This window comes from Streptococcus parasanguinis ATCC 15912, assembly GCF_000164675.2.
Taxonomy (GTDB): Bacteria; Bacillota; Bacilli; order Lactobacillales; family Streptococcaceae; genus Streptococcus; species Streptococcus parasanguinis.
The window spans coordinates 416045-440767 of the sequence record NC_015678.1; the positions used below are offsets into that span (position 1 = coordinate 416045).

Genomic DNA, 24723 nt, shown 5'->3' on the forward strand with positions numbered 1-24723 from the left:
TCCAATGAAAGTACGACTCCAAAGGCTGCCCTACGGACTGAGAGTACTTCTAGCCACTTTATCATTAGGAATAGGGACGGGTCTGGTTGGAATTGCCTGTCATTATCTACTAGAAGGGGTGCAAGAGCTGGCTTTTGGCCAAGATACGTCGGATTTGCTCCAGCAATTTCAAGAAGCTGGAGGTCTCCGTAGGTTTCTGGTCTTGTGTGTGACTGGGTGCTTGGCAGCTGGCTTCTGGTATGTCCTGCAAAAGCGTTATAAGATCCTGTCTATTCGCCAGCAAATTGACTTAGCTGGAGACAGGGATCCAACGCCCTTCGCCCACCTCCTTCATGCAGGGATGCAGGTGGCGATTGTCGGAGCAGGCGCATCGGTCGGAAAAGAAGGAGCCCCACGTGAGGTCGGGGCTCTTCTAGCTGGTCGCTTGGCGAAGGGATTCTCACTAGCTCTCAAAGAACGAAAAGTCTTGATCGCCTGTGGTGCTGGAGCTGGTTTGGCTGCGGTCTATCAGGTCCCCTTTGCCAGTAGCTTGTTTGTCTTTGAGACCTTAGGGCTCGCCTACAGTTGGCAGAATTTTCTACTGGTTTTGACCAGCACTTATCTCGCCACCTGGGTCGCTCAGTCCATCGTTGGTCAGGAGGCCATTTATCACCTGTCCGCAGTTTCATGGTCGGCTAGCAGTTTCTTACAGGCTATTGTGATTGCTTTCTTGGTCACTCCCTTGGCTCTGGTCTTTGCTTTCCTCGCCAAGCAGGCTAGTCACAAACGGCGGAATGATGGGACGATTCTTTGGGCTCTTCCTCTAGCCTTTCTAGTGCTGGGGAGCCTAGTAGCCTTTTTCCCTATCTTTATGGGAAATGGACAGGTACTAGCGCAAGCCCTCTTGTCTAGCCAGTCGATTCCCTATCTTCCACTGACTCTAGCAGTGAAGGGACTTATAGTTTATCTCCTCTTGCGTAATGGTGCCTATGGGGGAACCTTGACGCCATCATTTGCCTTAGGAATAGGGTCTGGCTACTTAGTGACTTTATTGATGACAGTTGTTGGCATTCATTTAGATCCTGCTCTAGGGATGCTACTTGGAGCGACAGTCTTTTTAGGTACGACCCTACAAGCTCCTCTGACAGCCATTGCCCTGAGCCTTGGATTTACAGGCCAAGCTTGGAATTTGACTATCCCGCTTGTGCTTGCGGCTGGTCTGTCTTATGTGATTCGAAAGAGATGGGAGAAGAAATGATGAAGGTACATTTTGTACTGCATGAAACTTTTGAAGTGCCGGGCGCTTATCTAAAATGGGCACAGGAGCGTGGCCATCAAGTGACCACGACCAAAGTCTATGAGAATGAAGCCTTACCAGAGACAGTGGATGAGATCGACTTTTTGATTGTCATGGGAGGTCCTCAATCGCCAGATGAAGATCGAGAAGCTTTTCCATACTACGATCCTCAGGCAGAGATCGAACTGATTCAAAAGGCCATGAAGGCTGATCGTTATATTGTTGGGGTCTGTCTTGGTGCCCAGCTCTTGTCTGTTGCCTATGGAGCGAAGTATGAGCACAGTCCGGAACGTGAGATTGGTGTTTTTCCTGTGACCTTGACGCCTGAAGGACTCAAAGATCCGCATGTCGGTGAGTTTGGAGAAACTCTTGAAACTGGTCACTGGCATGGCGATATGCCAGGATTGACAGAGGATGCTGTCGTTCTTGCGACTAGTCAAGGGTGTCCACGTCAGATGATTCGCTTCAGTCCTAAACACTATGCCTTCCAAGCCCACTTGGAATTTGATCCAGAAGCAGTTGATCTCTTGATTGCTGCAGACGGTGAAGCTGTTTTGGAAGATCAAAGCCAAAACCTGACCTTTGTTCAAAAACCTGAAGCCATTCGTGCTTACGATTATCGAGAAATGAATGCCAAACTCTTTGCGTTTTTGGACTCATTAACAAATTAAATAAAAAAGAAAGGAAAGGGAGTTCGGGTTTGAAACTGAACCCGGAATCGCCTTAACTTTCAAAACTAACTTACAATTGACCCCCCCCTAAAAGCTGTGTGAAAAAGATCGATGGACTTGCAAGTCCAGTACTTGCTGCGTCCATCCCCTATTTTCACTGTGCTTTTTACGGGCTTGGTATCTTATAGAAAGGTAGAGCATGTGTTCTGATTTGAACACGAGCGGAAAGCTTTTCAAATCACTCAATTAAAAAAGAAAGGATGGGTTAACCGTATTCTCTGAACTGAATACGGGCGGAGAACTGTGTAAAAAAGATAAACTGTCTAGCATCTGCGATGCCTCGTCAGTTTCCTATTTTTACTTTGTTCTCTGTCGCCTGTCCTGTATATAAAAAATGAAAGGAAAGGGAGTTCGGGTTTGAAACTGAACCCGGGCTAGAGGCTGTGTAAAAAAGATAAATCCTCCTAGATGCGATGCATCTTTGTCGGATTTCCTATTTTTACTTTGCCTCTTTAACGCCTATTCTAAAAAAATAAAAAAGAAAGGTAGAGCATGTGTTCTGATTTGAACACGAGCGGAAAGCTCGGAAAATAGATAATCTGACTGAGAAATCAGGATTTCTCGTCAGATTCCTAATTTTCAGTCGCTTTCTGGTCGCTCTTTGTATCATAAACTATGTCTATCCATATTGCTGCTAAGCATGGTGAAATTGCTGATAAAATTCTTCTTCCTGGGGATCCTCTTCGTGCGAAATTTATCGCTGAGAATTTCCTTGAAGATGCTGTTTGCTTCAATGAAGTCCGTAACATGTTTGGTTACACGGGTACTTATAAAGGTCATCGTGTTTCTGTCATGGGGACTGGAATGGGAATGCCATCGATCTCCATCTATGCGCGTGAATTGATTGTCGACTACGGCGTGAAGAAATTGATCCGTGTGGGAACGGCTGGTTCTTTGAATGAGGATGTGCATGTTCGTGAATTGGTCTTGGCACAAGCTGCTGCAACCAACTCAAACATCATCCGTAACGACTGGCCTCAATACGATTTCCCACAAATCGCTAGCTTTGATCTTTTAGACAAGGCTTACCACATTGCCAAAGACCTTGGTATGACTACCCACGTCGGCAATGTCTTGTCATCAGACGTCTTCTATTCAAACTATGGTGAAAAGAACATCGAGCTTGGTAAATGGGGTGTCAAAGCTGTAGAAATGGAAGCAGCGGCCCTATACTATCTTGCTGCTCAACACCATGTCGATGCGCTTGCTATCATGACTATTTCAGACAGTTTGGTTAATCCAGATGAGGATACAACCGCTGAAGAACGTCAAAATACTTTCACAGATATGATGAAAGTCGGTCTTGAGACCTTGATTGCAGACTAATGGCAAAATTCTTTCATGATGAATGGCTCTACGATCTCCAAAATTATCACTACAGCCGGGCTCTGCGTTCTATCAAGCAGCAGGAAGAAGTACCGGATTTGTTGGTGAGTTTACTGCAGTTAATGGCGGAACGTCGAGAGCTTAATATCCAACCTGTCATGAATCAAAAGTTGAGAACCGAGTTGCTAGAGGCGACTGGTTTTCAGCTTTTTTGGCATGAAGATCCAGAAGATGAGCTGTTGGCCAACTACCTCTATGATCTCGAAGCGAAGTTGCGAAATGAGCAGATTATTGACTTTGTTCGTGCCGTTAGCCCAGCCATCTATCGGATCTTTATGCGATTGATTCAGTTGAAAATTCCTGATATTACCAACTATATCCATAACTCCAAAGAATCGAGTTATGACCGTTGGAAATTTGAGAGTCTGCATGCGTCCGACAACCCTATCCTGCAGCAATTCCACAGTGAAAGTGTGGTCAATTCGTCCAGTTTGACGGAGTTGATTGTGCAGTTGGATTTGCCAGATAGCGTCAAAGTTGCAGCCCAACAATTGCGGGAGTTAGAAAAATCAGTTCGCAATCCCCTGGCCCACTTGATCAAGCCCTTTGATGAAGAAGAGCTCCATCGGACAACGGGTTTCTCTTCTCAGGATTTTATGAAGAATTTGATTGACCTAGCGAGCTACACAGGCATCCATTATGATCAAGTTAACTTCTATTTTGATCAGGCCAATGCTGTCATGGAAGAGCTGCTAAAGGAGAAGTAGATGGATAAGATTGCTCAATTACAGGCGATGATTGATCAGAGTCAACGGATCGTGTTTTTCGGAGGAGCAGGAGTTTCCACGGAGTCAAATATTCCAGATTTTCGAAGCTCAGACGGTGTCTATAGTGTCCAGGTAGGACGGCATTTGACAGCTGAGCAATTGGTCTCCCATACCATGTTTGAGCGCTATCCAGAGGACTTTTTCGACTTTTACAAGAAGTACTTGCTCTACCCAAATGCCAAGCCCAATGCTGCCCATCGCTATCTCGCGTGGCTTGAAGAGACCGGTAAACTCAAGGCGGTGGTGACACAAAATATTGATAGTCTTCATGAAATGGCTGGTTCCAAAAAAGTTTTGAAGCTTCATGGCAGTGCCGACCGCAATTACTGTACGGGTTGCCAGCGATTTTATGATTTGGAGTCCTTTCTAGCTTTAGAAGGCCCGGTTCCACACTGTCTGGATTGCGGCAAGGTGGTCAAACCTGATGTGACACTCTACGAGGAGCCTCTTGATATGGAGGTCTTTAGTCAAGCAGCCCAAGCCATCCAAGAGGCTGATCTCCTGATTATCGGTGGAACCTCACTTGTAGTCTACCCAGCAGCTAGCTTGATCCAGTATTTCCAAGGAAAGAAGCTGGTTGTCATCAATAAAAACAGTATCCCACAAGATAAGCAAGCAGACCTGGTTATCGAAGGAAAGATTGGGGAAGTATTTTCACAATTAAGACAATAAAAAATATCTGAGTGAACATGGATCACTCAGATATTTTTTTACTTATCAAACTTCACTTCCTCAAGCAAGTACTCGATGAATTTTTCTCCCATTTTTGAGAGGGCTGTTTTTTCATGTTTGATGTAGACCAGCTCGATCGGGTCTTCGATATCAAGGGGAATGGAGACGATGTTATTCCCGTTGAGATTGCTGTTGAGGATCCCGGTCGCAATGGTGTAGCCATCCAGACCAATCAAGAGATTAAAGAGGGTCGCCCGGTCACTGACGACGATGGATTTCTTATGATGCTCTTGAGAGAGGATCTCTTCTGAGAAGTAGAAGGAGTTGTGGGTTCCTTGGTCATAGCTAAGGTATGGGAAATCTTCCAGATCAGACAAGTGAACGATCTCCTTCTTGGCAAGAGGATTGGTCTTGCTGACAAAGATATGAGGCTGGGCTGTAAAGAGGTGGGTAGCAACCAGGTGATTATCATCCAACATCTTAGAGAGGACATCTCGGTTGTAGCTATTCAAAAAGAGTACGCCAACCTCGCTTCGGAAATTCTTAACGTCATCGATGATTTCCCAAGTCCGCGTCTCCCGTAGGAAGAGCTCGTATTTTTCCATGTCGCTTTTCTTCAATAGTGAAACGAAGGCCTCAACCACGAAGGCGTAGTGCTGTGAAGAGACACTGAAAAGCTCACGAGAACCCACAGGATTTTTATAGCGCTCGGACAAGAGGTCAATCTGCTCCACCACCTGGCGGGCATAAGAGAGGAACTCCATCCCATCGCGGGTCAAAGTGATCCCTTTAGGATTCCGGATAAAGATTTCAATCCCCATCTCATTTTCCAAGTCCTTAACGGCATTGGAAAGGCTAGGTTGCGTGATGAAGAGTTGTTTTGCGGCCTCATTCATAGAGCCGGTTTCGACGATTTTGATAATGTATTGTAATTGTTGTATTCTCATGCTTTTATTTTAACATAAAATAGCGCGTTTTTCCCGTAAAATGTGGTCTTTCAAGGACTGTATGAGAATAAGACAGGCTGAGGTAGGTAATAGGAAGTAGGCTAGATCAAATAGTTAAAAAATAGAAGATTGGAAACAAAATCTACATCTGGGGACTGATTTTGATGGAAAAATACAGTTTTGCCTTGCTGAAGGTAAGATCTGATTGATAGAATGGTAAAAAATTGATTGAGGAGATCTTATGAAAAAACTCGTTTCCTGGTATAAGAAAAAGGATAAGGAATTGGAAACCCATTTCACAGCTGGTCTGTTGCAGATCAATTTTGTGACCAATGCTCTGATTCTATTGGCCTTTTACATCTATTTGGTTATTAGTCAGTCGCTCTACGCAATAAAGGATCCATTCATTCAATTTAGTGTTTGGGAGGTCATTGCCTTCACCATGGAGATCTTTCCTTACGGTTTGACTCTGGCCCTCTTTGTCCCCAATATTTTTGTCATCATTTATGGGATTGGTCGGTGGTCTAGCCTCCAGTTCAAAGAATCTGAGGAAGAAGCTCTCAAAGATCCAGAACTGTTTGAGGATAGAGGGCCAAAAGAAGGAGAAAGGACAAGAGAAGATGACGCATTCCTTATGAAGGAAAAGCAGGAATCACCTAGTCCTAAGCCTGTCAAAAAGAAAAAGCAACAGCCTACAATTGTTCTTTGGTTTGGTCTCTTTGGTTGCTTTCTCGAAGCGATTTTCATTTACATCGTCAAGGAGATGACTTTTTACGATTGGAGTGAGAGTTTGGTCAATTCTCAGAAGCATGCCCTGATCTGGTCTGGCGCCTATCCGACCTTCTTCACACTGGCAGCTCTTACTTTACTAGCCTTGATTATCTATTCCTACCGGGATGCGAATTCACTCTCGCCGTTAGCAAATGTCTTCTGCATCAGTGGCATTCTAGGAGGAGTGGTTCTTCTCTTAGTTTTTGATAATCAACTGCAGGTAGCAAGTTTTCACACCTTTTTCTTACTGATCTATTCCATCCATCTTTTATGGGTTCGCATCAGGGAGTGGCAGGAAGATCGAACAGAGATAAGCTATGAGAATCGTCTGTTTCAATGGCTCCATCAGCTCTTAAACAAGTCGCGTAACTGGCCATGGCTAGCAGTTCTGGTTGCCCTTCCGACCCTAGCCCTTGTTGTCCTCGTTCTCATGCTCTTTGGGCAGCAGCCGGATTCCATGATCAAGGCCTGGACCAATACAGCTGACTGGGCCTTCTCACAGAAGATCCCCCCTCAGAATCTTATCATTGATGAGCACTATCTCTGTACGGTTGCGGCTGGTGGGCATGAAAAAGTTGTCAAGCCCCAGCGGATGGGCATCCGCCACGGTCATCCAGTCGTTGTCAATCGCCAGCTTTGTATTGCCAATGCCTTTGAACAGGTACTAGAAGAAAAGACGCCGCGATTCCATCGCTTCTTGCGTCGCAATTATGACCGCTATGGCTATCCCTTTGCTAAACACATCAAGAAGAAATTGGCTATGGACCTGATTTACTACCTAATGAAACCCTTGGAATGGCTCTTTTTACTGGTTCTTTATCTAGTCGATCGTAAGCCTGAAAACCGAATCGCCATGCAATACATCAAACCGATTCCAGAAGATTTTGAACCCCGTAAAGTTTCTTGAGTTACTGATTTTACTTGACAAGCGAGAAGGAGCGCGATATAATGAGACAAATTTAACCTTTAAGAGGTCCAGAGAGGCCTGCAAGGAAAGACAGAAAAAAGATCAGCAGACGGTGTCTAGCTGATCATTTGTAGGGCCTTGCTTTTGCGAGGTCTTTTTTGCTGAAAGAAAGAAGAGGATATCAATGGTCAGTGACAGTTGTAAAAAACGCTTTGGCAAAATCATGATGGAGGAGATGGAGCTAGTCGCTCAAGAAGAGATCGCTCCGCGCATCTATTCTATGATCTTGAAGGGGGAAATGGTGGTGCAGATGCTGCCAGGTCAATTCCTTCATATCCGCGTCCCTGATGGGTCCAAGCTACTTCGCCGTCCGATTTCAATTTCTGAGATTGATCCTGAGACACAGACGTGTCGCTTGATCTACCGCATCGAAGGTGGGGGGACAGCTATCTTTTCCCAATTGCCAATCGGTAGCAAACTCAGCATCATGGGGCCTCAGGGGAATGGTTTTGATCTCACCAATCTCGGTCAAGGTCAGAAAGCCTTGATCATTGGTGGCGGAATCGGTGTTCCTCCTTTGGTCCAAGTGGCCAAACAACTCCATGAGCAAGGGGTAGAAGTTAAAGTGGTTGTCGGCTTTGCGACCAAAGAAGCCGTCATTTTGGAAGAAGAGCTTTCTCAGGTTGCTCATGTCACTGTAACAACAGACGATGGATCTTATGGCATTAAAGGCTATGTCTCAACCATTGTTGATTCGATGGACCAGGAATTTGACGCTATCTATTCTTGTGGAGCACCTGGCATGCTCAAATATGTCAATACCAAATTCCATGATCATCCTCGCGCCTACATTTCTATGGAATCGCGTATGGCTTGTGGGATGGGTGCTTGCTACGCCTGTGTGGTGCATTTGGAAAATGAAAGCCAAGCAGCCAATAAGCGCGTGTGTGAAGACGGACCGGTCTTTGAAACCGGTACGATTGTGATGTAGGAGGACCTTATGACAGCAAATCGACTAGCCGTATCCTTACCCGGTTTAGACTTGAAAAACCCGATTATTCCGGCATCTGGCTGTTTTGGCTTCGGTCAGGAATATGCCAAATACTATGACTTAGACCTGCTTGGATCCATCATGATCAAGGCGACGACTGCTGAGGCTCGTTTTGGAAATCCAACGCCACGTGTCGCTGAGACGCCTGCAGGCATGCTCAATGCCATTGGACTCCAAAATCCAGGCGTAGACGTGGTCCTAGCAGAAAAACTTCCTTGGTTGGCCCAACATTATCCAGACCTACCGATTATTGCCAACGTAGCCGGCTTCTCCAACGAAGAGTATGCGACGGTATCTGGCAAGATCTCGCAAGCGCCAAATGTCAAAGCGATTGAGCTCAATATCTCTTGTCCAAACGTAGACCATGGAAACAACGGTCTCTTAATCGGGCAGGTTCCTGAATTGGCCTATGCGGCTGTGAAAGCAGCGGTAGAAGCGTCCTCCGTCCCTGTCTATGTCAAGTTAACGCCTAGTGTGGCAGACATTACGCAGGTCGCAAAAGCAGCAGAGGATGCAGGGGCGACCGGCTTAACCATGATCAATACCTTGGTCGGCATGCGCTTTGACCTCAAGACTGGTAAGCCCATCATTGCCAATGGAACCGGAGGCATGTCGGGTCCAGCTGTTTTCCCAGTTGCTTTGAAACTCATCCGTCAGGTTGCCCAATCCACTAAACTTCCGATTATCGGTATGGGAGGTGTCGATTCAGCCGAAGCAGCCATTGAAATGATGATTGCAGGTGCCTCTGCGATTGGAGTTGGAACCGCTAATTTTACCGATCCTTATGCATGTCCAACCATCATCGAAGATCTGCCACAGGTCATGGATCTCTATGGTATTGAGACACTTGAGAACTTCCGTAAACATGTACGGGAAAATCTACTGTAAATCCTTGACTTTTCCCAAATATCGTACTACAATAAATAAAAACCTTTAAAGCAGTCCAGAGAGGCTCCTAAGGTCTAGACGGTGAATCATGGTAGTTGTTCCTACCTAATTTTCGTGTAACCTTGCCTCGGGCAAGGTTTTTTTGTAGATAAAATGATCAATCAAAAAAGGAGTAATCCATGCGTGAAGAACGTCCTATTATCGCCCTTGACTTCCCAGCTTTCGAGGATGTCAAAAACTTTTTAGAACATTTTCCAGAAGACGAAAAATTATTTGTAAAAATTGGAATGGAATTTTTCTATGCAGTTGGTCCTGAAATTGTACATTACCTCAAAGGGCTTGGACACAGTATTTTCCTTGATTTAAAATTGCATGATATCCCAAATACAGTCAAATCAGCCATGTCCGTACTGGGGACTTTCGGAGTAGATATGGTGACAGTTCACGCAGCCGGTGGTGTAGAGATGATGCGCGAAGCCAAGGCAGCTCTTGGTGAAGGAGCTAAATTGGTAGCCGTGACCCAGTTGACTTCTACCAGTGAGGAAGACATGCGTGATTGCCAAAATATCCAAACAACGGTCCAAGAATCTGTAGTTAATTATGCTCGCAAGGCCCAAGAAGCAGGCTTGGATGGCGTTGTCTGTTCAGCCCATGAAGTAGCCTTGATCAAGGATGCCACTTCATCAGACTTTGTCTGTGTAACACCAGGGATTCGTCCTGCTGGAGCTGAAATCGGTGACCAAAAACGGGTCATGACGCCACAAGAAGCTCATAAAATTGGATCTGACTATATTGTCGTTGGACGTCCAATCATCCAAGCAGAAAACCCATGGGACGCTTACCATGAAATTAAGAGACAGTGGAATAGTTAAGAACGTCTAAGAAGCTGTGCTTCAAGACGTTCTACGGGAAGCCCGATAGGGCCTTCCCTAAACTATTCACTAGATTTAGAGGATAAAAATAATCGTTTTATCCTTTAAATCGTCGGAACACTTATCGCTACTAAAAGTGAAACTTTTGTAGCTCTACGGGAAGTCCTATGGGACCTTCCCTAACGCATTCACTAGATCACAGAAGAGAAAATGATCGTTTCTCTTCTGTGATCGTCGGAATAATCGAAGCCCGATAGGGTCTTCCCTAAACTATTCACTAGATTTAGAGGATAAAAATAATCGTTTTATCCTCTAAATCGTCGGAACACTAATCGCTACTAAAAGTATACCTTTTGTAGTTCTACGGGAACCCCGATGGGGCCTTTCCTAACGCATTCACTAACCTTTAATGTTGTTGTTTAAATCAAAAAAATGATTTAATTCGTATATGATTAAAATCGTAAAAAGGAGTCGTCATGTCATTAGCTAAAGATATTGCTAGCCATCTTTTGAAAATCGAAGCGGTTTATTTGAAACCAGAAGAACCTTTTACTTGGGCATCTGGGATCAAGTCCCCAATTTATACCGATAACCGTGTAACCCTCGCTTATCCAGAAACTCGTACCTTGATCGAAAATGGATTTGTAGATAAAATCAAGGAAGCTTTCCCTGATGTAGAAGTGATTGCAGGGACAGCAACTGCAGGGATTCCTCACGGAGCCATTATTGCGGACAAGATGAATTTGCCATTTGCCTACATCCGTAGCAAACCAAAGGACCACGGTGCTGGAAACCAAATCGAAGGCCGTGTACCAAAAGGTCAAAAGATGGTCGTAGTGGAAGATTTAATTTCTACCGGTGGATCTGTCTTGGATGCTGTTGCAGCTGCCAAGCGTGAAGGAGCAGACGTCCTTGGTGTCGTAGCCATCTTCACCTACCAATTGGAGAAGGCAGATAAGAAATTTGCGGAAGCTGGCGTTCAACTTGAAACCTTGTCTAACTATACAGAATTGATTCATTTGGCAGAAGAACAAGGTTACATCACTTCTGAAGGTTTAGAGTTGTTACGCCGTTTCAAGGAAAACCAAGAAACTTGGCAAGATAAATAATATGACGGAAGCGTTTTTAACGCTTCTTTTTATACTCTTTTCACTAGTTGGTTGTTAACGTGATTCTCAAAGTAAAATCTGGTATAATTGTATTAATTGTTTATTTCCCTGCCTGTGGTGGAGTATCAAGTCGGGGCGAAAGATATCAAAAGGCCTTTACCTACGCTTATTTCAGAGAGACTTCTTCTAAGTCAAGACAAACCAATGTTTTCGATAGAACCTATGTTCTTGGAGCAGCTAAAAATCTGGATTTGCGGATGATATTCCCAATTGGGTTTCCTATGACAGTCTTTTATAATCCAGTCGACCCACAGATTGGTTTTGTCGAACGGTATGCCGGCTTAGTCGGTTTCTATAAAATCGGAATGATTCTAACAGTTGGAATTTATCTTGTATTATTATGTATTTTAATACTAGTATTTTAGGTCTGTTAGTTAAGGTTAAGAGTTAAAAAATGCTTCGATAAAATGAGTATGTTTATAAATTACATTTTAGAACAACTTTTCTTTGCACTTTACAGTTGATAGTCAGTCCAAAACAGCAGAAATGCTGTTTTTTTGATATAATGGACCTATGTTATCGAAAAGTAAACGTATTCTATTTGGGATGCTTCATGTTATCATGTTGCTAGTGATGGTCCACTGGTTCTTGATCAGTGTGACCTATCTGAGAGAGATTTCATGGCTAGCCATTTTAGGTGCTGGATTGCTATTTCTGCTAGCCTGGTTGAAACGCGATGGGCTAAAGAGTGCCTTTGCTTGGTTAACCCGGCACAAAAAAGGCTTCTTGCTTGGAGCAGTTGTCTTTCAGTTGATTGTTATGGTCTGTGCGGAGCTCTTTATTCGTCGGGATGCTGCGGTTGTTTTCAAAGGGGCTTTTGATCTTCTTAAGCAATCCTCTATCACCAACTACCTCAGTCGCAATCCCAATAACATTCCGCTCTTTCTTTACGAGAAGTTTTTCTATGTCTTATTTGGCTCTAGCGGTCTGTGGGTCATGCAGGCTCTCAATATCCTCTATGTCAATTTGGGTGCAGTCCTCTTGTACAAGCTGTCCCAGAAGCATTTCAATCAAAAAACGGCTGATCTAGTCTATCTCTTCTATGTGAGCTTGATCTGTTACTCGCCGTATTTCTATTCCATGTATACAGATATTCCGCCGCTTCCTTTGATCGCTCTTCAATTATGGTGGGCCTTGGATCTCTTAAAGGAAGATCAAGCAGTCTCCTGGAAGAAGATTGTTGGTTTGGGAATCTTATCTGGCGTGACCATGTTGATCCGTCCAACGACCATTATTGTCATGATTGCCTTTTGGGCTGTGCTTTTCTTCAGAGGAAATTGGAAGGTCTTTGGCAAGATTGCTACGGTGACAGTCATGACGACGGGCTTTGTCTTTGCAGGGTTGAATACGGCGGTCAATCATCAAAGAGTTGTGCCAATCTTGAAACAAGAAGGGCTGGCTAAAGGACCGCTCTTGTTTATCAATCTGGGCTTGACGGATATGGGGCACAATCAAGAAGATATGAAAGAGGGCTTGTTGGCCTATATTGATGAGGATAAGCGCTCGGATTACAACAATGGCCTCTTTAAAAAAGAAAATGTGATCAAAGAAATCAAGCGCCGTCTCAAGGAGTACGGACCGTTCGGTTTGATCGGGCATATCTACTACAAGCAATCCTTGACGGTAGCAGAAGGGACCCTAGGTTGGCTTTACCGAGATGTAGAGTATGAGAAGACGCCTTTTATCAATCCTCTCTACGCACCCCTGACTAAAAATAATGGTCTGGCCAAATGGGTGCGGACCTATTTCCTCAGCATTGATCACCCGCAGTACAAGTATTATGAATTTGTCAAGCAGGTGATCTGGATCGTCCTATCGGCTGGTTTGGTTGGAGCTTATCTCAAACGTCGAGATACAGATGACTTTAACTTCCTTTCCTTAGCGGTCTTTGGTGGTTTGCTCTTCTTGACCATCTTTGAAGGTGGGAAGACCCGCTACCTCATCCAATTCTTACCGCAAATTTTACTAGTCGCTTCGATCGGTCTAGCAGGATTTACCAAGAAAGAAAATACCTAAAAGCTCCTGCTTGATTGACAAGCAGAAACAGAGAGTGGGACAGAAATCGGTAATTCGTTAGAATTCGATTTCGTCGTCTCACCTCCGCGCAGTTGAGTAGGGCTGTAAAAGCTGATGAAATCAGCGTAGTAGAGCCCACTCAACCACTGCGTCTTGCTCGACAATCCAAAAATAATTGAGAGGCTAGGACTTTTGTCCCAGCCTCTTTTTTATCCAGTGGATCTGCGCCAAATGTGGTATAATGGAAGGTAAGAATTTATTGGATAGCGGAGAGTTTCCATGCAGCATTCACCCTGGCATGAAGCCATCAAATCCCATCTTCCAGAAGGGTATTTTCACCAGATCAATGACTTTATGAATGAAGTCTATAGCAAAGGAGTGGTTTATCCACCGCGTGACAAGGTCTTTAAGGCCTTGCAGACGACAGAGATGGATCAGGTCAAGGTCTTGATCTTAGGCCAAGATCCCTACCATGGACCGGATCAAGCGCAGGGCTTAAGTTTTTCTGTTCCAGATCATGTACCAGCGCCGCCTTCTTTGCAAAATATTCTCAAAGAATTGCGCTCAGATATCGGAGAGAAGCGCTCCCATGATCTGACCTCTTGGGCAGAGCAAGGAGTGCTCTTGCTCAATGCTTGCTTGACGGTGCCTGCTGGTCAGGCCAATGGCCATGCAGGACAAATTTGGGAGCCTTTCACAGATGCTGTGATCAAGGTGGTCAATGAGTTGGAGGAGCCTGTTGTCTTTATCCTCTGGGGATCTTATGCCCGTAAGAAAAAGCCTCTGATTACCAACGATCGACATTTGGTTCTTGAATCAGCTCACCCAAGTCCCTTATCGGCCTACCGAGGATTCTTTGGTTCCCAACCCTTTTCAAAAACCAATCAATTTTTGAAAGAGGCGGGACGCGAGCCGATTGATTGGTTAAGATAGGAGAAAGAAATGCCACAATTAGCAACGATTTGTTACATTGACAATGGGAAAGAATTTCTCATGTTGCATCGCAATAAAAAGCCCAATGATGTCCATGAAGGTAAATGGATCGGAGTTGGTGGAAAATTAGAACGCGGGGAAACCCCACAGGAGTGTGCGGCGCGTGAGATTTTTGAGGAGACCGGCCTTAGAGCCAAGCCAGTCTTGAAAGGGATTATTACATTTCCGGAATTTACTCCAGGTTTGGACTGGTATACCTATGTCTTCAAGGTAACAGATTTTGAGGGAGAACTGATCGAGTGTAACGAAGGAACCTTGGAGTGGGTGCCTTATGATCAAGTCCTCTCAAAACCAACCTGGGAAGGGGACCACACCTTTGTCGAGTGGTTGTTAGAGGAAAAACCCTTCTTTTCAGCAATGTTTCGCTATAACGGCGACCGCTTGTTAGAGTCGCATGTTGATTTTTATGAATAAAGGAGAATGCAATGGTTGTCATTAAAAATGGTCGCGTAATGGATCCCAAAACTGGCTTGGATCAAGTCTGTGATCTTCGCATTGAAGGAAAGAAAATTGTAGAGATCGCTGAAAACCTCCCAACGGATGGACAAGAAGTCCTTGATGCTACTGGTCTGGTTGTAGCTCCTGGATTGATCGATGTACACGTCCATTTCCGTGAGCCCGGTCAAACTCATAAAGAAGACATCCATACGGGTGCCTTAGCCGCAGCTGCGGGTGGTTTTACCCGAGTGGTCATGATGGCCAATACCAATCCGACCATTTCAGATATTACGACCTTGGAGGAAGTCTTAGCTTCTGCAGCTAAGGAAAATCTTCACATTCATACGGTTGCGACGGTGACTAAGAACTTTGACGGTCAGCACCTGACAGATTTTGAAGGCCTGCTTAAGGCTGGTGCAGTAGGATTTTCAGATGATGGGATTCCCCTTCAAAGCACTAAGGTTGTCCGTGAAGCCTTGGAAGAAGCTAAGCGTCTAGGGACCTTTATTAGTCTGCATGAAGAAGATCCTGAGTTGAATGGCATTCTTGGTTTGAATGAAAACATTGCCAAGGAACACTTCCATGTCTGTGGTGCGACGGGTGTAGCCGAATATTCAATGGCTGCGCGTGATGCCATGATTGCCCATGCGACAGGTGCTCACCTCCATATCCAACACCTTTCCAAGGAAGAAAGTGTCAAGGTGGTGGAATTTGCCCAAGGATTAGGAGCTCATGTGACGGCAGAAGTGGCACCTCAACACTTTTCGAAAACAGAAAGTCTGCTCTTGACTAAAGGAAGCAATGCTAAGATGAATCCACCTCTTCGCTTAGAATCTGACCGTCTAGCAGTGATTGAAGGCTTGAAATCAGGCGTCATCTCAGTAATTGCGACTGACCACGCGCCTCACCATGCAGATGAGAAGAATGTTCCTGATATTACCAAAGCACCATCTGGAATGACTGGGCTTGAAACTTCGCTTTCTCTTGGTTTGACCTACTTGGTGCATGCAGGCCATTTAAGCCTGATGCAATTGCTTGAAAAGATGTCCTATAATCCAGCACGTCTCTATGATTTTGATGCTGGATATATTGCAGTGGATGGACCGGCAGATTTAACCATCTTTGATCCAGAAGCAGATCGTCTGGTATCGGATCATTTCGCTTCAAAAGCGGGCAATTCACCATTTGTGGGTGAAACATTAAAAGGGAAAGTTGCTTATACAATCTGTGATGGACAAGTGATTTTTCAAGGATAAGCGATCGTATTCATATGAATCTTAAAAAAATGATGCAAGGCTTGGTTTTCTTTTTAACCAGCCTTCTTGTCTTTGTCTTTCTATTTCGTGCCCTGCTACCAACTGCATCCCCTCGTATGACCAAGCCCAAAATGGCTACGAAAGAAGTCACCTATACTTATGTAGCTCTAGGAGATTCACTGACCGAAGGAGTAGGGGATAGCACCAAGCAAGGGGGCTTTGTCCCCATCCTTGCCCAAAGCCTGTCTAATGAAAATGACGGTCAGTATCAGCCTGTCAACTATGGAGTAGCTGGAAATACAAGCGCTCAGATCTTTGATCGACTCAAGAAGCAAACAGATCTTCAGAAGGATCTCAAAAAGGCGCGTGTCATGACCTTAACGGTTGGGGGAAATGATCTGCGCAAAGTCGTCGTCGATCATCTGAGTGATTTTTCTCTATCAGATATCCAAAAACCGCTCAAGAATTATACAGCTAACCTCAAAGAAATTATTACAAAGGCCAGAAAGGACAATCCCCATCTTCCCATTTATGTAGTGGGGATCTACAATCCTCTTTACCTGAATTTTCCTGAATTAACCAGTATCCAGACGGCTGTAGATCGTTGGAATGAGACGACGGAAGAAACCATCGCGCAATTTGATCAGGTCTATTTCGTTCCGATCAATGATCTGCTCTATAAAGGAATTGATGGCAAAATGGGCGTATCAGAAATCAGTGACGGGAAGACAACCGTTATCAATGATGCCCTGTATGAAGAGGATAGTTTTCACCCCAACAATACGGGCTATGAAAAGATGAAACAAGCAATATTGGAGAAAATCAATGCCACGAAGAAAACTTGGAGTCAAAAATAATCCCATCAACGAGAAGGTCCCCTTCCTTCAAAAAATTAATATTTGGAAATGGTTATTTTTAGGTTTGGTCAGCCTTCTCTTAGCCTTCGCTTTAGTTGTGCAAGGACGCTTAGCGACGCCAAGAGAAGATGTTAGTCAGCTTCATCAAGCAGTTGGCACTAAAGATGTCAAAGTTGGAACCATGACAACGACTCGTGATCAACTCAATGATACCATCAAATCGCTTCTGAAAAAATATAAGCTGTCCGACTACAAGGTCTATGCGGACAATCAGCAAATCCTATTAGAAGGGCAGTTGAGTCTCTTAGGGAAGGATTATCCCTTATATATTTACTTTCAACCATCCAAATTGGAAAATGGGAACATTCTCTTGACGGTGAAGGATTTTTCAGTTGGAACCTTTCAAATTCCACAAAGGATGGTCTTGCAGCTCTTGAGTAAAAATAAAAATATCCCAAAATTTGTTCAGATCTCACCCAAGCAGTCTACCATCACCATTGTATTGCCAGAAATTGACAATGACTTTGGAATCTATGTTAAGGCCAATACCATTGACCTCTATAATGACAAGATCGTTTTTGATTTGTATCAGAAGAAGTAGGGCGGAAGAGGCTATTCAAATTGAAGTCAAAGTCATCTTAAAAACTTTCCTTAGGCTCAATAATTCCGAGTGCTAGAAACAACCGTGTTTCTAGCACTTTTCTCACAGCGGAAAGTTTCATTACATGATGTATTTGAATGATCCTAATTGTTAATATCATTATAATTTTTTAATAACACCTAGGTTTTCTTATGTAAAAACAGGCTGTCTATAGACTAAGTAGAATCAAAAGCTTTATTTTGTTCTATTCAAAAAATTCAGAATATTACAGAAAATTCTTGACATTGCTTTTTCCCTATGCTAAAATACTAAACAAGACATTGAACAAAGGAGAAAGTCAAACATGAAAACAGCTAAGTTTATTCAATTTGCTTTGTTGTTGAGGTATAAGGGCTAGTGCAGAAGCATTAGTCCTGTTTGGCTTACCAAGCGGGCAAAAACATCTCGCTTGGTTGACCGAGTGAGATGTTTTTCTTTATATCCACTACATAGAAATGAGGAGACCCTATGCGTAAAGTTGAATTTTTAGATACCAGCCTTCGGGATGGTGAACAGACTCCAGGAGTTAATTTCTCTATCAAAGAAAAGATTGCCATTGCTAAACAATTGGAGAAATGGGGCATTTCTGCTATTGAAGCAGGTTTTCCTGCAGCCAGTCCTGATTCCTTCACTGCTGTTCAAGAGATTGCGAAGGTCTTAACCAAGACCGCCGTGACCGGTTTGGCCCGTTCTGTCAAATCAGATATTGATGCCTGCTATGAAGCTTTGAAGGATGCTAAGTATCCGCAAGTTCACGTCTTTATCGCAACCAGTCCGATTCACCGGGAGTTTAAACTCAACAAGAGCAAGGAAGAAATTCTTGAAGCCATTAAAGAGCACGTTTCATATGCGCGTTCAAAGTTTGAGGTTGTGGAATTCTCACCAGAAGATGCGACACGGACGGAATTGGATTTCCTCTTGCAAGTTGTCCAGACTGCGGTCGACGCAGGGGCTAGCTACATCAATATTCCTGATACAGTCGGTTTCACGACACCAGCAGAGTATGGCGCGATTTTCAAATACTTGATTGACCATATCAAGACGGACCGCGAGATTATCTATTCACCTCATTGCCATGATGATCTAGGAATGGCAGTGGCGAATAGCCTCGCTGCTGTCAAAAATGGAGCCCGCCGTGTCGAAGGGACCATCAATGGGATCGGTGAACGGGCTGGAAATGCAGCGCTTGAAGAAGTAGCGGTCGCTCTTAATATTCGCGAAGACTATTACCAGGTGGAGAGTCCGATTGTGCTCAATGAAACCATCAATACTTCTGAGTTGGTTTCTCGTTACTCCGGGATTCCAATTCCCAAAAACAAAGCGGTTGTTGGTGGCAATGCCTTCTCACACGAGTCTGGGATTCACCAAGATGGGGTCCTTAAAAACCCGCTTACCTATGAAATCATCACACCTGAGTTGGTGGGTGTCAAGAGCAATAGTCTCCCTCTTGGAAAATTGTCTGGTCGTCATGCCTTTGTCGAAAAATTGCATGAGTTGGGACTGGAATTCACAGAAGAAGACATCAAGCCATTGTTTGCTAAATTCAAATCTTTGGCAGACAAGAAACACGAAATCACAGATGCCGATATCCGCGCCCTTGTTGCCGGTACTGCAGTGGAAAATCCAGAAGGATTCCAATTTAATGACCTCCGCTTGACAACCAATGAAGACGAAACGATTACAGCAGCAGTTAGCCTCAGCAATGAAGAAGGGGAAGTTCTTGAGTTCCTTGCCAATGGTCAAGGGTCGGTGGAAGCGATCTTTAATGCGATTGATAAATTCTTCAACCAAACTGTTCGCTTGACCTCTTATAATATCGATGCGGTGACAGATGGGATCGACGCCCAAGCCCGTGTCTTGGTATCGGTGGAAAATGTCGATACAGATACGATCTTCAATGCCTCTGGTTTGGACTTCGACGTATTAAAAGCCTCTGCCATTGCTTATATCAATGCCAACACGCTGGTTCAAAAAGAGAATGCGGGTGAAATGGGACGAGCTGTCTCCTACCGGGATCTTCCACAAGCCTAAGAGGAAATGAACATGACAAAGAAAATTGTAACACTTGCAGGAGATGGGATTGGCCCTGAGATTATGGCAGCTGGACTAGAGGTTCTCGCTGCCGTTGCTCCAAAAATTGGCTTTGATTATAGCCTAGAAGACAAACCTTTTGGGGGTGCTGGGATTGATGCCGCTGGCCACCCACTTCCTCAAGATACTCTAGAAGCAGCTAAAGGAGCGGATGCTATTCTTCTTGCAGCCATCGGGAGTCCTGAGTATGACCATGCTCCTGTTCGTCCAGAACAAGGTTTACTCGCTATTCGCAAGGAATTAAATCTTTTTGCAAATATTCGCCCTGTACGGATTTTTGACGCCTTGAAACACCTGTCTCCTTTGAAACCAGAGCGTATCGAGGGTGTCGACTTCGTGGTTGTGCGTGAATTGACAGGTGGGATTTACTTTGGAGAGCATATTTTGAAAGAAGATACAGCGCGCGATATCAATGATTACAGCGCAGAAGAAATCCGTCGGATTATGCGCCAAGCCTTCAAGATTGCTCAAGGACGTGGCAAGAAAGTGACCAGTATCGATAAGCAAAATGTCCTTGCAACGTCTAAATTGTGGCGCCAAGTAGCAGAAGAAGTTGCCAATGAATTTCCAGATGTGACCTTAGAGCACCAGCTTGTAGACAGTGCAGCCATGATTATGATTACTAATCCAGCTCGCTTTGATGTCGTCGTAACAGAAAATCTATTTGGAGATATCTTATCGGACGAATCGAGTGTCCTTCCTGGAACACTAGGCGTGATGCCGTCTGCCAGTCATTCTGACAAAGGACCAAGTATGTACGAACCGATTCATGGTTCAGCACCAGATATTGCTGGTAAAGGTATTGCCAATCCGATTTCCATGATCCTCTCCGTTTCCATGATGCTCCGAGACAGTTTTGGAGAAACAGCAGGTGCAGAAATGATCGAAGAAGCGGTCAATCAAACCTTGAATCAGGGGATTTTAACCCGAGATCTAGGTGGTCAGGCTTCGACTGCAGAGATGACAGCAGCTATCATAAGGAATCTCTAAGATGACTTGGAGAGATCGCTGTTTAATGGTCATTGCTCTTTGGAATGGTATGGTCTTTCTGACCTATGGATTAGATAAACGAAAAGCTATCCAAAACAGGTGGCGGATTCCTGAAAAGGTCCTCTTACTTGAGAGCTGGCTGCTTGGTGGATTCGGAGCTCTTCTAGGTGGGCATCTCTTTCACCACAAGGTACGGAAATGGTATTTCCAAGCCACCTGGTGGATGAGTAGCCTTCTCTTAGCAGGTGTCCTCTTTCTAATCCTTCAATGGATTCCCTAGCAAGAAGATAAATGGAGAAAGACGATGAGTGGAAAATCTATCTTTGATAAACTTTGGGACCGCCACGTGATTACAGGAGTAGAAGGGCAACCCCAACTCATGTATGTGGACCAACACTATATCCACGAAGTGACGAGTCCCCAAGCCTTTCAAGGATTACGGGATGCAGGACGCAAGGTTCGACGACCCGATTTAACCTTTGGAACCTTTGATCACAATGTTCCAACGGTCAATATTTTTGATATCCGAGATGTTATTTCAAAAGCCCAGATTGATAAATTAGCTGAGAATGTGGTGGAATTTGGGATTGATCATGCAGGTCACGGTTCTGCTAAGCAAGGAATCGTGCATATGATAGGCCCTGAAACCGGTCGGACCCAGCCAGGAAAATTTATTGTCTGTGGAGACAGCCACACCGCAACCCACGGAGCCTTCGGAGCCATTGCTTTTGGAATTGGAACCAGTGAAGTAGAACATGTCTTTGCCACCCAAACCATCTGGCAAGTCAAACCAAAGAAGATGTTGGTCGAATTCACAGGTACCCCACAAAAAGGGATCTATTCAAAAGATTACATCTTAGCTTTGATAGCGCGTTATGGTGTTGCGTGTGGAGTTGGTTATGTCGTAGAGTATCGGGGAGAAGCGATTGATCGCTTGACCATGGAAGAACGGATGACCATCTGCAATATGTCGATCGAGTTTGGATCCAAAATGGGGATCATGAATCCAGATGAGACGACCTTTGACTACCTTCGGGGACGCGAATGCGTGCCGAGTGATTTTGAGGCCGCAGTAGCTGACTGGAAGACTCTGGTCAGTGATGACGATGCCGTTTATGACAAGGTCATCCGCTTGGATGTATCTGAACTAGCTCCGATGGTGACTTGGGGGACCAATCCTTCTATGGGAGTGGACTTTGAGACACCCTTCCCAGAGATTCGGGACATGAATGATGAACGGGCTTATCATTATATGGATTTAGAACCTGGTCAAAAACCAGCAGACATTGAATTGGGCTATATCTTTATCGGTTCCTGTACCAATGCGCGTCTCAGTGATTTAGAGCTAGCAGCCAAGTTTGTGAAAGGCAAAAAAATCGCGCCCAACTTAACAGCCATTGTCGTACCTGGCTCTCGTCCAGTCAAGCAAGCCGCTGAAAAGTTAGGCTTGGATCAAATCTTTATGGATGCAGGCTTTGAATGGCGTGATCCAGGTTGCTCGATGTGTCTCGGGATGAACCCAGACAAGGTGCCGGATGGCGTCCACTGTGCCTCTACTAGCAATCGAAACTTTGAAGATCGCCAAGGGTTTGGGGCCAAGACCCATCTCTGTAGCCCCGCTATGGCCGCTGCAGCAGCAATTGCTGGTCGCTTTGTCGATGTGCGCCAATTGCCAGAAGTCGAGTAAAAGGGGGAATCATGGAGAAATTTACCATTTATACAGGGACAACCGTTCCCTTGATGAACGATAATATTGATACCGACCAAATCCTCCCCAAGCAATTTTTGAAGTTGATTGATAAAAAAGGCTTCGGTAAGTACCTCATGTATGCTTGGCGCTACTTGGATGATCAGTATACCGAGGATCCAGATTTTATCTTTAACAAGGCAGAATACCGCAAGGCGACCATTTTGATCACTGGTGACAATTTTGGATCTGGTTCCTCTCGGGAACATGCCGCCTGGGCTTTGGCAGATTATGGCTTTACAGTCGTTATCGCCGGCTCTTTTGGAGATATCCATTACAATAATGAGCTCAATAATGGCATGCTGCCGATTGTCCAACCGCTAGAGGTTCGTCAAAAATTGGCAAGTTTGAAGCCGACAGATCCAGTAACGGTGGATTTGGAAGAGCAGAAGATCATCTCGCCTGTTGGAGAGTTTCGCTTTGAGATCGATCAAGATTGGAAGCACAAATTACTCAACGGCTTGGATGATATCGGGATTACGCTTCGGTATGAAGACTTGATCGCAGCTTATGAGAAGAACCGGCCAGCTTACTGGCAATGATAAAATTGTATACCAAATTACGAATTTTCTGAAAATATATTGAAATTGAGACTAGTTTTTGATACAATACTAAAAAGAATAGAAAAGGAAAGAGACTTATGACAAAACACATTCAATGGGACGGACAACTTTCACAAGAAGGATTTGATATTTTGAAAGGAGAGGGTGGCTGTATCGTCTGCCCTACAAAAGTTGGCTACATCATCATGACCAGTGACAAGGCTGGATTGGAACGGAAGTTCGAAGCCAAAGAACGCAACCGTAACAAACCTGGTGTGGTTCTTTGTGGAAGCATGGATGAACTTCGTGCCCTTGCTCAATTGAATCCTGAAATCGAAGCCTTCTACCAAAAACATTGGGATGAAGATATTTTGCTTGGTTGTATCCTTCCATGGCGCGAAGATGCTTATGCAAAATTGCAAGCTTTCGGAGATGGACGTGAAGAACTCATGACAGACGTTCGTGGAACCAGCTGTTTTGTCATCAAATTTGGTAAAGCTGGTGAGCAAATCGCCAAAGAAATGTGGGAAAAAGAAGGCAAGATGGTCTATGCTTCATCCGCAAACCCTTCAGGGAAAGGAAACCGCGGGAAAGTCGAAGGAATCGGTGAGCGCATCGAAGGTGCTGTGGACTTGGTCATCGAAGCCGACGATTATGTAGCTTCTATCCAGCCAGATAAGACCATTGAAACTCGCTATGAACAAGGTGTGATGGTTTCTATGGTGGATGCAGAAGGTAAACTCATCCCAGAACAAGGAGCAGGTAGCCGTTCTGTCAATACTTGTCCAGTCGTGATCCGTAAAGGATTGGATATCGATAAGATCATGATGCACTTATCCGATCATTTCAACTCTTGGAACTACCGCCAAGGGGAATACTATTAAGAAACAGAAAAAGCATTCCATTTGGGATGCTTTTTTGTGAATGGATAAAAGATGGTATAATAGTGACAAACGATGTTCCGAACAAGGAAGAAGCCGTTATTTGTAGCCCGATCAAAAAAACTAGAGCGCAGGCTCTAGTTTTTTGGTTGTTGGTGGGTGATGTTCTTTCCCCAAGGGATGAGATTTTCTTTTTTCTCTTTGATCCGTTGGATATTGTCTTTGTGACGGAGAATGATCAAGGTCGCTAAGGCCAAGACAATGACTGTAAAAAGCGGATCATAACCGTGCAAGATCCATCCAGTCAAAGGGAGAAGGAGGACAGATAGAATGGCGAGTAGCGCAACGGTAACACTCGAAAACGAGATCATACTGGTTAAATACAGGCTGGCTACAAAATACACAGCTAAAATTAGTAGTAGGATAGGCGAGAAGCCGAGTAAGACACCAGCACTTGTCGCCACTGCTTTTCCCCCCTTGAATCCAGCAAAAATTGGGAAAGTGTGGCCTAAAACAGCTAAGAGACCAAAGACCATCGGTGAGATCCCTTGAATTCCGAAGAAAGTCGGAAGGAGAACGGCTAAAGTCCCTTTTAAGAAATCAATCGCAAAGACGATGATCCCAGCTTTCTTCCCTAAAATCCGAAAGGTATTGGTCGTTCCTGTATTGCCCGAGCCATGTTCCCGTAAATTAATATGGAAAAAGATTTTCCCAATCCATAATCCCGAAGGAATGGAGCCTAATAGATAGGCTGAAATTAAAACACTTATTTCTTTTATCATACTTTCATTATAACAAAAAGCCATCAATAGAAAAAGCAATTTTTTGAGTTCAT

Annotated in this window: 25 protein-coding genes; 23 read left to right on the forward strand and 2 right to left on the reverse strand. The window is 44.4% G+C overall.

The genetic code is table 11. The features are described 5' to 3' along the window. Positions 1 to 4 precede the first annotated feature (4 nt). From HMPREF0833_RS02075 to HMPREF0833_RS02095, 5 genes are all read left to right on the forward strand, one after another. Positions 5 to 1237, forward strand: coding sequence for a chloride channel protein (locus HMPREF0833_RS02075; RefSeq protein WP_013903490.1), 1233 nt, complete (start codon positions 5 to 7; stop codon positions 1235 to 1237). Then, entirely contained in the window at positions 1234 to 1947 is a 714-nt protein-coding gene (locus HMPREF0833_RS02080) for a type 1 glutamine amidotransferase (protein WP_041818474.1), read from the forward strand. Before HMPREF0833_RS02075 ends, HMPREF0833_RS02080 begins: the two co-directional genes overlap by 4 nt. A gap of 675 nt (positions 1948 to 2622) precedes the next feature. Beyond that, entirely contained in the window at positions 2623 to 3333 is a 711-nt protein-coding gene (gene deoD, locus HMPREF0833_RS02085; protein ID WP_013903492.1) for a purine-nucleoside phosphorylase, read from the forward strand. Continuing rightward, positions 3333 to 4100 (forward strand): hypothetical protein, encoded by a 768-nt coding sequence (locus tag HMPREF0833_RS02090; RefSeq protein WP_013903493.1) that lies wholly within the window; start codon positions 3333 to 3335, stop codon positions 4098 to 4100. The genes deoD and HMPREF0833_RS02090 overlap by 1 nt, the downstream gene beginning before the upstream one ends. Next, entirely contained in the window at positions 4101 to 4832 is a 732-nt protein-coding gene (locus tag HMPREF0833_RS02095; protein WP_013903494.1) for an NAD-dependent protein deacylase, read from the forward strand. 38 nt (positions 4833 to 4870) lie between these two features. Here HMPREF0833_RS02095 and HMPREF0833_RS02100 read toward each other — a convergent pair whose 3' ends face one another. After that, on the reverse strand, positions 4871 to 5779 hold the full coding sequence (locus HMPREF0833_RS02100) for a LysR family transcriptional regulator (RefSeq protein ID WP_013903495.1): 909 nt from the start codon (positions 5777 to 5779) through the stop codon (positions 4871 to 4873). Between the two features lie 241 nt (positions 5780 to 6020). Between HMPREF0833_RS02100 and HMPREF0833_RS02105 the strand changes: the two genes are divergently transcribed. The 18 genes from HMPREF0833_RS02105 (at position 6021) to HMPREF0833_RS02185 (ending at position 23891) form a co-directional block, all read left to right on the forward strand. Then, a complete protein-coding gene (locus HMPREF0833_RS02105) occupies positions 6021 to 7457 on the forward strand; it encodes a DUF6688 domain-containing protein (RefSeq protein WP_013903496.1) in 1437 nt (478 codons plus the stop codon). Positions 7458 to 7641: 184 nt separating this feature from the next. Next, positions 7642 to 8448: a dihydroorotate dehydrogenase electron transfer subunit gene (locus tag HMPREF0833_RS02110; RefSeq protein WP_013903497.1), complete on the forward strand. Its 807-nt coding sequence runs from the start codon at positions 7642 to 7644 to the stop codon at positions 8446 to 8448. 9 nt (positions 8449 to 8457) lie between these two features. Continuing rightward, positions 8458 to 9396 carry a dihydroorotate dehydrogenase gene (locus HMPREF0833_RS02115; protein ID WP_013903498.1) on the forward strand — a complete coding sequence of 313 codons (939 nt, stop codon included), beginning with the start codon at positions 8458 to 8460 and terminating at the stop codon, positions 9394 to 9396. 179 nt (positions 9397 to 9575) lie between these two features. Then, entirely contained in the window at positions 9576 to 10268 is a 693-nt protein-coding gene (gene pyrF, locus HMPREF0833_RS02120) for an orotidine-5'-phosphate decarboxylase (RefSeq protein WP_013903499.1), read from the forward strand. Positions 10269 to 10744: 476 nt separating this feature from the next. Further along, positions 10745 to 11377, forward strand: coding sequence for an orotate phosphoribosyltransferase (gene pyrE, locus HMPREF0833_RS02125; RefSeq protein ID WP_013903500.1), 633 nt, complete (start codon positions 10745 to 10747; stop codon positions 11375 to 11377). Between the two features lie 59 nt (positions 11378 to 11436). Further along, positions 11437 to 11802, forward strand: a complete 366-nt coding sequence (locus HMPREF0833_RS10590; protein WP_013903501.1) for a DUF3592 domain-containing protein — start codon at positions 11437 to 11439, stop codon at positions 11800 to 11802. Between the two features lie 148 nt (positions 11803 to 11950). Then, positions 11951 to 13453 (forward strand): glycosyltransferase family 39 protein, encoded by a 1503-nt coding sequence (locus HMPREF0833_RS02130; RefSeq protein WP_013903502.1) that lies wholly within the window; start codon positions 11951 to 11953, stop codon positions 13451 to 13453. A gap of 279 nt (positions 13454 to 13732) precedes the next feature. Beyond that, positions 13733 to 14386: a uracil-DNA glycosylase gene (locus HMPREF0833_RS02135; RefSeq protein ID WP_003003387.1), complete on the forward strand. Its 654-nt coding sequence runs from the start codon at positions 13733 to 13735 to the stop codon at positions 14384 to 14386. A gap of 9 nt (positions 14387 to 14395) precedes the next feature. Beyond that, positions 14396 to 14860, forward strand: a complete 465-nt coding sequence (locus tag HMPREF0833_RS02140) for an NUDIX hydrolase (protein WP_013903503.1) — start codon at positions 14396 to 14398, stop codon at positions 14858 to 14860. Between the two features lie 11 nt (positions 14861 to 14871). Further along, on the forward strand, positions 14872 to 16140 hold the full coding sequence (locus tag HMPREF0833_RS02145) for a dihydroorotase (RefSeq protein WP_013903504.1): 1269 nt from the start codon (positions 14872 to 14874) through the stop codon (positions 16138 to 16140). Positions 16141 to 16154: 14 nt separating this feature from the next. Then, positions 16155 to 16997, forward strand: a complete 843-nt coding sequence (locus HMPREF0833_RS02150; RefSeq protein ID WP_013903505.1) for an SGNH/GDSL hydrolase family protein — start codon at positions 16155 to 16157, stop codon at positions 16995 to 16997. Continuing rightward, on the forward strand, positions 16966 to 17598 hold the full coding sequence (locus HMPREF0833_RS02155; RefSeq protein WP_003019207.1) for a YpmS family protein: 633 nt from the start codon (positions 16966 to 16968) through the stop codon (positions 17596 to 17598). Before HMPREF0833_RS02150 ends, HMPREF0833_RS02155 begins: the two co-directional genes overlap by 32 nt. Positions 17599 to 18105: 507 nt before the next feature. After that, the gene (locus HMPREF0833_RS02160; protein WP_013903506.1) at positions 18106 to 19668 is read left to right on the forward strand and encodes a 2-isopropylmalate synthase; all 1563 of its coding nucleotides are present in this window, start codon (positions 18106 to 18108) and stop codon (positions 19666 to 19668) included. Positions 19669 to 19680: 12 nt separating this feature from the next. Further along, positions 19681 to 20718, forward strand: a complete 1038-nt coding sequence (gene leuB, locus HMPREF0833_RS02165; RefSeq protein WP_041818181.1) for a 3-isopropylmalate dehydrogenase — start codon at positions 19681 to 19683, stop codon at positions 20716 to 20718. Position 20719: 1 nt separating this feature from the next. Next, positions 20720 to 20998 (forward strand): DUF1294 domain-containing protein, encoded by a 279-nt coding sequence (locus HMPREF0833_RS02170; RefSeq protein WP_013903508.1) that lies wholly within the window; start codon positions 20720 to 20722, stop codon positions 20996 to 20998. Positions 20999 to 21022: 24 nt separating this feature from the next. Continuing rightward, positions 21023 to 22405 (forward strand): 3-isopropylmalate dehydratase large subunit, encoded by a 1383-nt coding sequence (gene leuC / locus HMPREF0833_RS02175; RefSeq protein ID WP_013903509.1) that lies wholly within the window; start codon positions 21023 to 21025, stop codon positions 22403 to 22405. 11 nt (positions 22406 to 22416) lie between these two features. Continuing rightward, on the forward strand, positions 22417 to 23007 hold the full coding sequence (gene leuD / locus HMPREF0833_RS02180) for a 3-isopropylmalate dehydratase small subunit (RefSeq protein ID WP_013903510.1): 591 nt from the start codon (positions 22417 to 22419) through the stop codon (positions 23005 to 23007). 98 nt (positions 23008 to 23105) lie between these two features. Next, positions 23106 to 23891 carry an L-threonylcarbamoyladenylate synthase gene (locus tag HMPREF0833_RS02185; protein ID WP_003003291.1) on the forward strand — a complete coding sequence of 262 codons (786 nt, stop codon included), beginning with the start codon at positions 23106 to 23108 and terminating at the stop codon, positions 23889 to 23891. A gap of 134 nt (positions 23892 to 24025) precedes the next feature. Here HMPREF0833_RS02185 and plsY read toward each other — a convergent pair whose 3' ends face one another. After that, positions 24026 to 24670 carry a glycerol-3-phosphate 1-O-acyltransferase PlsY gene (gene plsY / locus HMPREF0833_RS02190; RefSeq protein WP_041818182.1) on the reverse strand — a complete coding sequence of 215 codons (645 nt, stop codon included), beginning with the start codon at positions 24668 to 24670 and terminating at the stop codon, positions 24026 to 24028. Between the last annotated feature and the right edge of the window lie 53 nt (positions 24671 to 24723).

What these genes read in the sequence shown, in the direction of transcription:
- HMPREF0833_RS02140 (WP_013903503.1), top strand. Translation starts at nt 14,396, where the DNA reads ATGCCACAATTAGCAACGATTTGTTACATTGACAATGGGAAAGAATTT.
- HMPREF0833_RS02075 (WP_013903490.1), top strand. Translation starts at nt 5, where the DNA reads ATGAAAGTACGACTCCAAAGGCTGCCCTACGGACTGAGAGTACTTCTA.
- pyrF (WP_013903499.1), top strand. Translation starts at nt 9,576, where the DNA reads ATGCGTGAAGAACGTCCTATTATCGCCCTTGACTTCCCAGCTTTCGAG.
- deoD (WP_013903492.1), top strand. Translation starts at nt 2,623, where the DNA reads ATGTCTATCCATATTGCTGCTAAGCATGGTGAAATTGCTGATAAAATT.
- leuD (WP_013903510.1), top strand. Translation starts at nt 22,417, where the DNA reads ATGGAGAAATTTACCATTTATACAGGGACAACCGTTCCCTTGATGAAC.
- leuB (WP_041818181.1), top strand. Translation starts at nt 19,681, where the DNA reads ATGACAAAGAAAATTGTAACACTTGCAGGAGATGGGATTGGCCCTGAG.
- leuC (WP_013903509.1), top strand. Translation starts at nt 21,023, where the DNA reads ATGAGTGGAAAATCTATCTTTGATAAACTTTGGGACCGCCACGTGATT.
- HMPREF0833_RS02160 (WP_013903506.1), top strand. Translation starts at nt 18,106, where the DNA reads ATGCGTAAAGTTGAATTTTTAGATACCAGCCTTCGGGATGGTGAACAG.
- HMPREF0833_RS02095 (WP_013903494.1), top strand. Translation starts at nt 4,101, where the DNA reads ATGGATAAGATTGCTCAATTACAGGCGATGATTGATCAGAGTCAACGG.
- HMPREF0833_RS02090 (WP_013903493.1), top strand. Translation starts at nt 3,333, where the DNA reads ATGGCAAAATTCTTTCATGATGAATGGCTCTACGATCTCCAAAATTAT.
- HMPREF0833_RS02105 (WP_013903496.1), top strand. Translation starts at nt 6,021, where the DNA reads ATGAAAAAACTCGTTTCCTGGTATAAGAAAAAGGATAAGGAATTGGAA.
- HMPREF0833_RS02185 (WP_003003291.1), top strand. Translation starts at nt 23,106, where the DNA reads ATGACAAAACACATTCAATGGGACGGACAACTTTCACAAGAAGGATTT.
- plsY (WP_041818182.1), bottom strand. Translation starts at nt 24,670, where the DNA reads ATGATAAAAGAAATAAGTGTTTTAATTTCAGCCTATCTATTAGGCTCC.
- HMPREF0833_RS02115 (WP_013903498.1), top strand. Translation starts at nt 8,458, where the DNA reads ATGACAGCAAATCGACTAGCCGTATCCTTACCCGGTTTAGACTTGAAA.
- HMPREF0833_RS02135 (WP_003003387.1), top strand. Translation starts at nt 13,733, where the DNA reads ATGCAGCATTCACCCTGGCATGAAGCCATCAAATCCCATCTTCCAGAA.
- HMPREF0833_RS02100 (WP_013903495.1), bottom strand. Translation starts at nt 5,779, where the DNA reads ATGAGAATACAACAATTACAATACATTATCAAAATCGTCGAAACCGGC.
- pyrE (WP_013903500.1), top strand. Translation starts at nt 10,745, where the DNA reads ATGTCATTAGCTAAAGATATTGCTAGCCATCTTTTGAAAATCGAAGCG.
- HMPREF0833_RS02170 (WP_013903508.1), top strand. Translation starts at nt 20,720, where the DNA reads ATGACTTGGAGAGATCGCTGTTTAATGGTCATTGCTCTTTGGAATGGT.
- HMPREF0833_RS02110 (WP_013903497.1), top strand. Translation starts at nt 7,642, where the DNA reads ATGGTCAGTGACAGTTGTAAAAAACGCTTTGGCAAAATCATGATGGAG.
- HMPREF0833_RS02155 (WP_003019207.1), top strand. Translation starts at nt 16,966, where the DNA reads ATGCCACGAAGAAAACTTGGAGTCAAAAATAATCCCATCAACGAGAAG.
- HMPREF0833_RS02130 (WP_013903502.1), top strand. Translation starts at nt 11,951, where the DNA reads ATGTTATCGAAAAGTAAACGTATTCTATTTGGGATGCTTCATGTTATC.
- HMPREF0833_RS02145 (WP_013903504.1), top strand. Translation starts at nt 14,872, where the DNA reads ATGGTTGTCATTAAAAATGGTCGCGTAATGGATCCCAAAACTGGCTTG.
- HMPREF0833_RS02150 (WP_013903505.1), top strand. Translation starts at nt 16,155, where the DNA reads ATGAATCTTAAAAAAATGATGCAAGGCTTGGTTTTCTTTTTAACCAGC.
- HMPREF0833_RS02080 (WP_041818474.1), top strand. Translation starts at nt 1,234, where the DNA reads ATGATGAAGGTACATTTTGTACTGCATGAAACTTTTGAAGTGCCGGGC.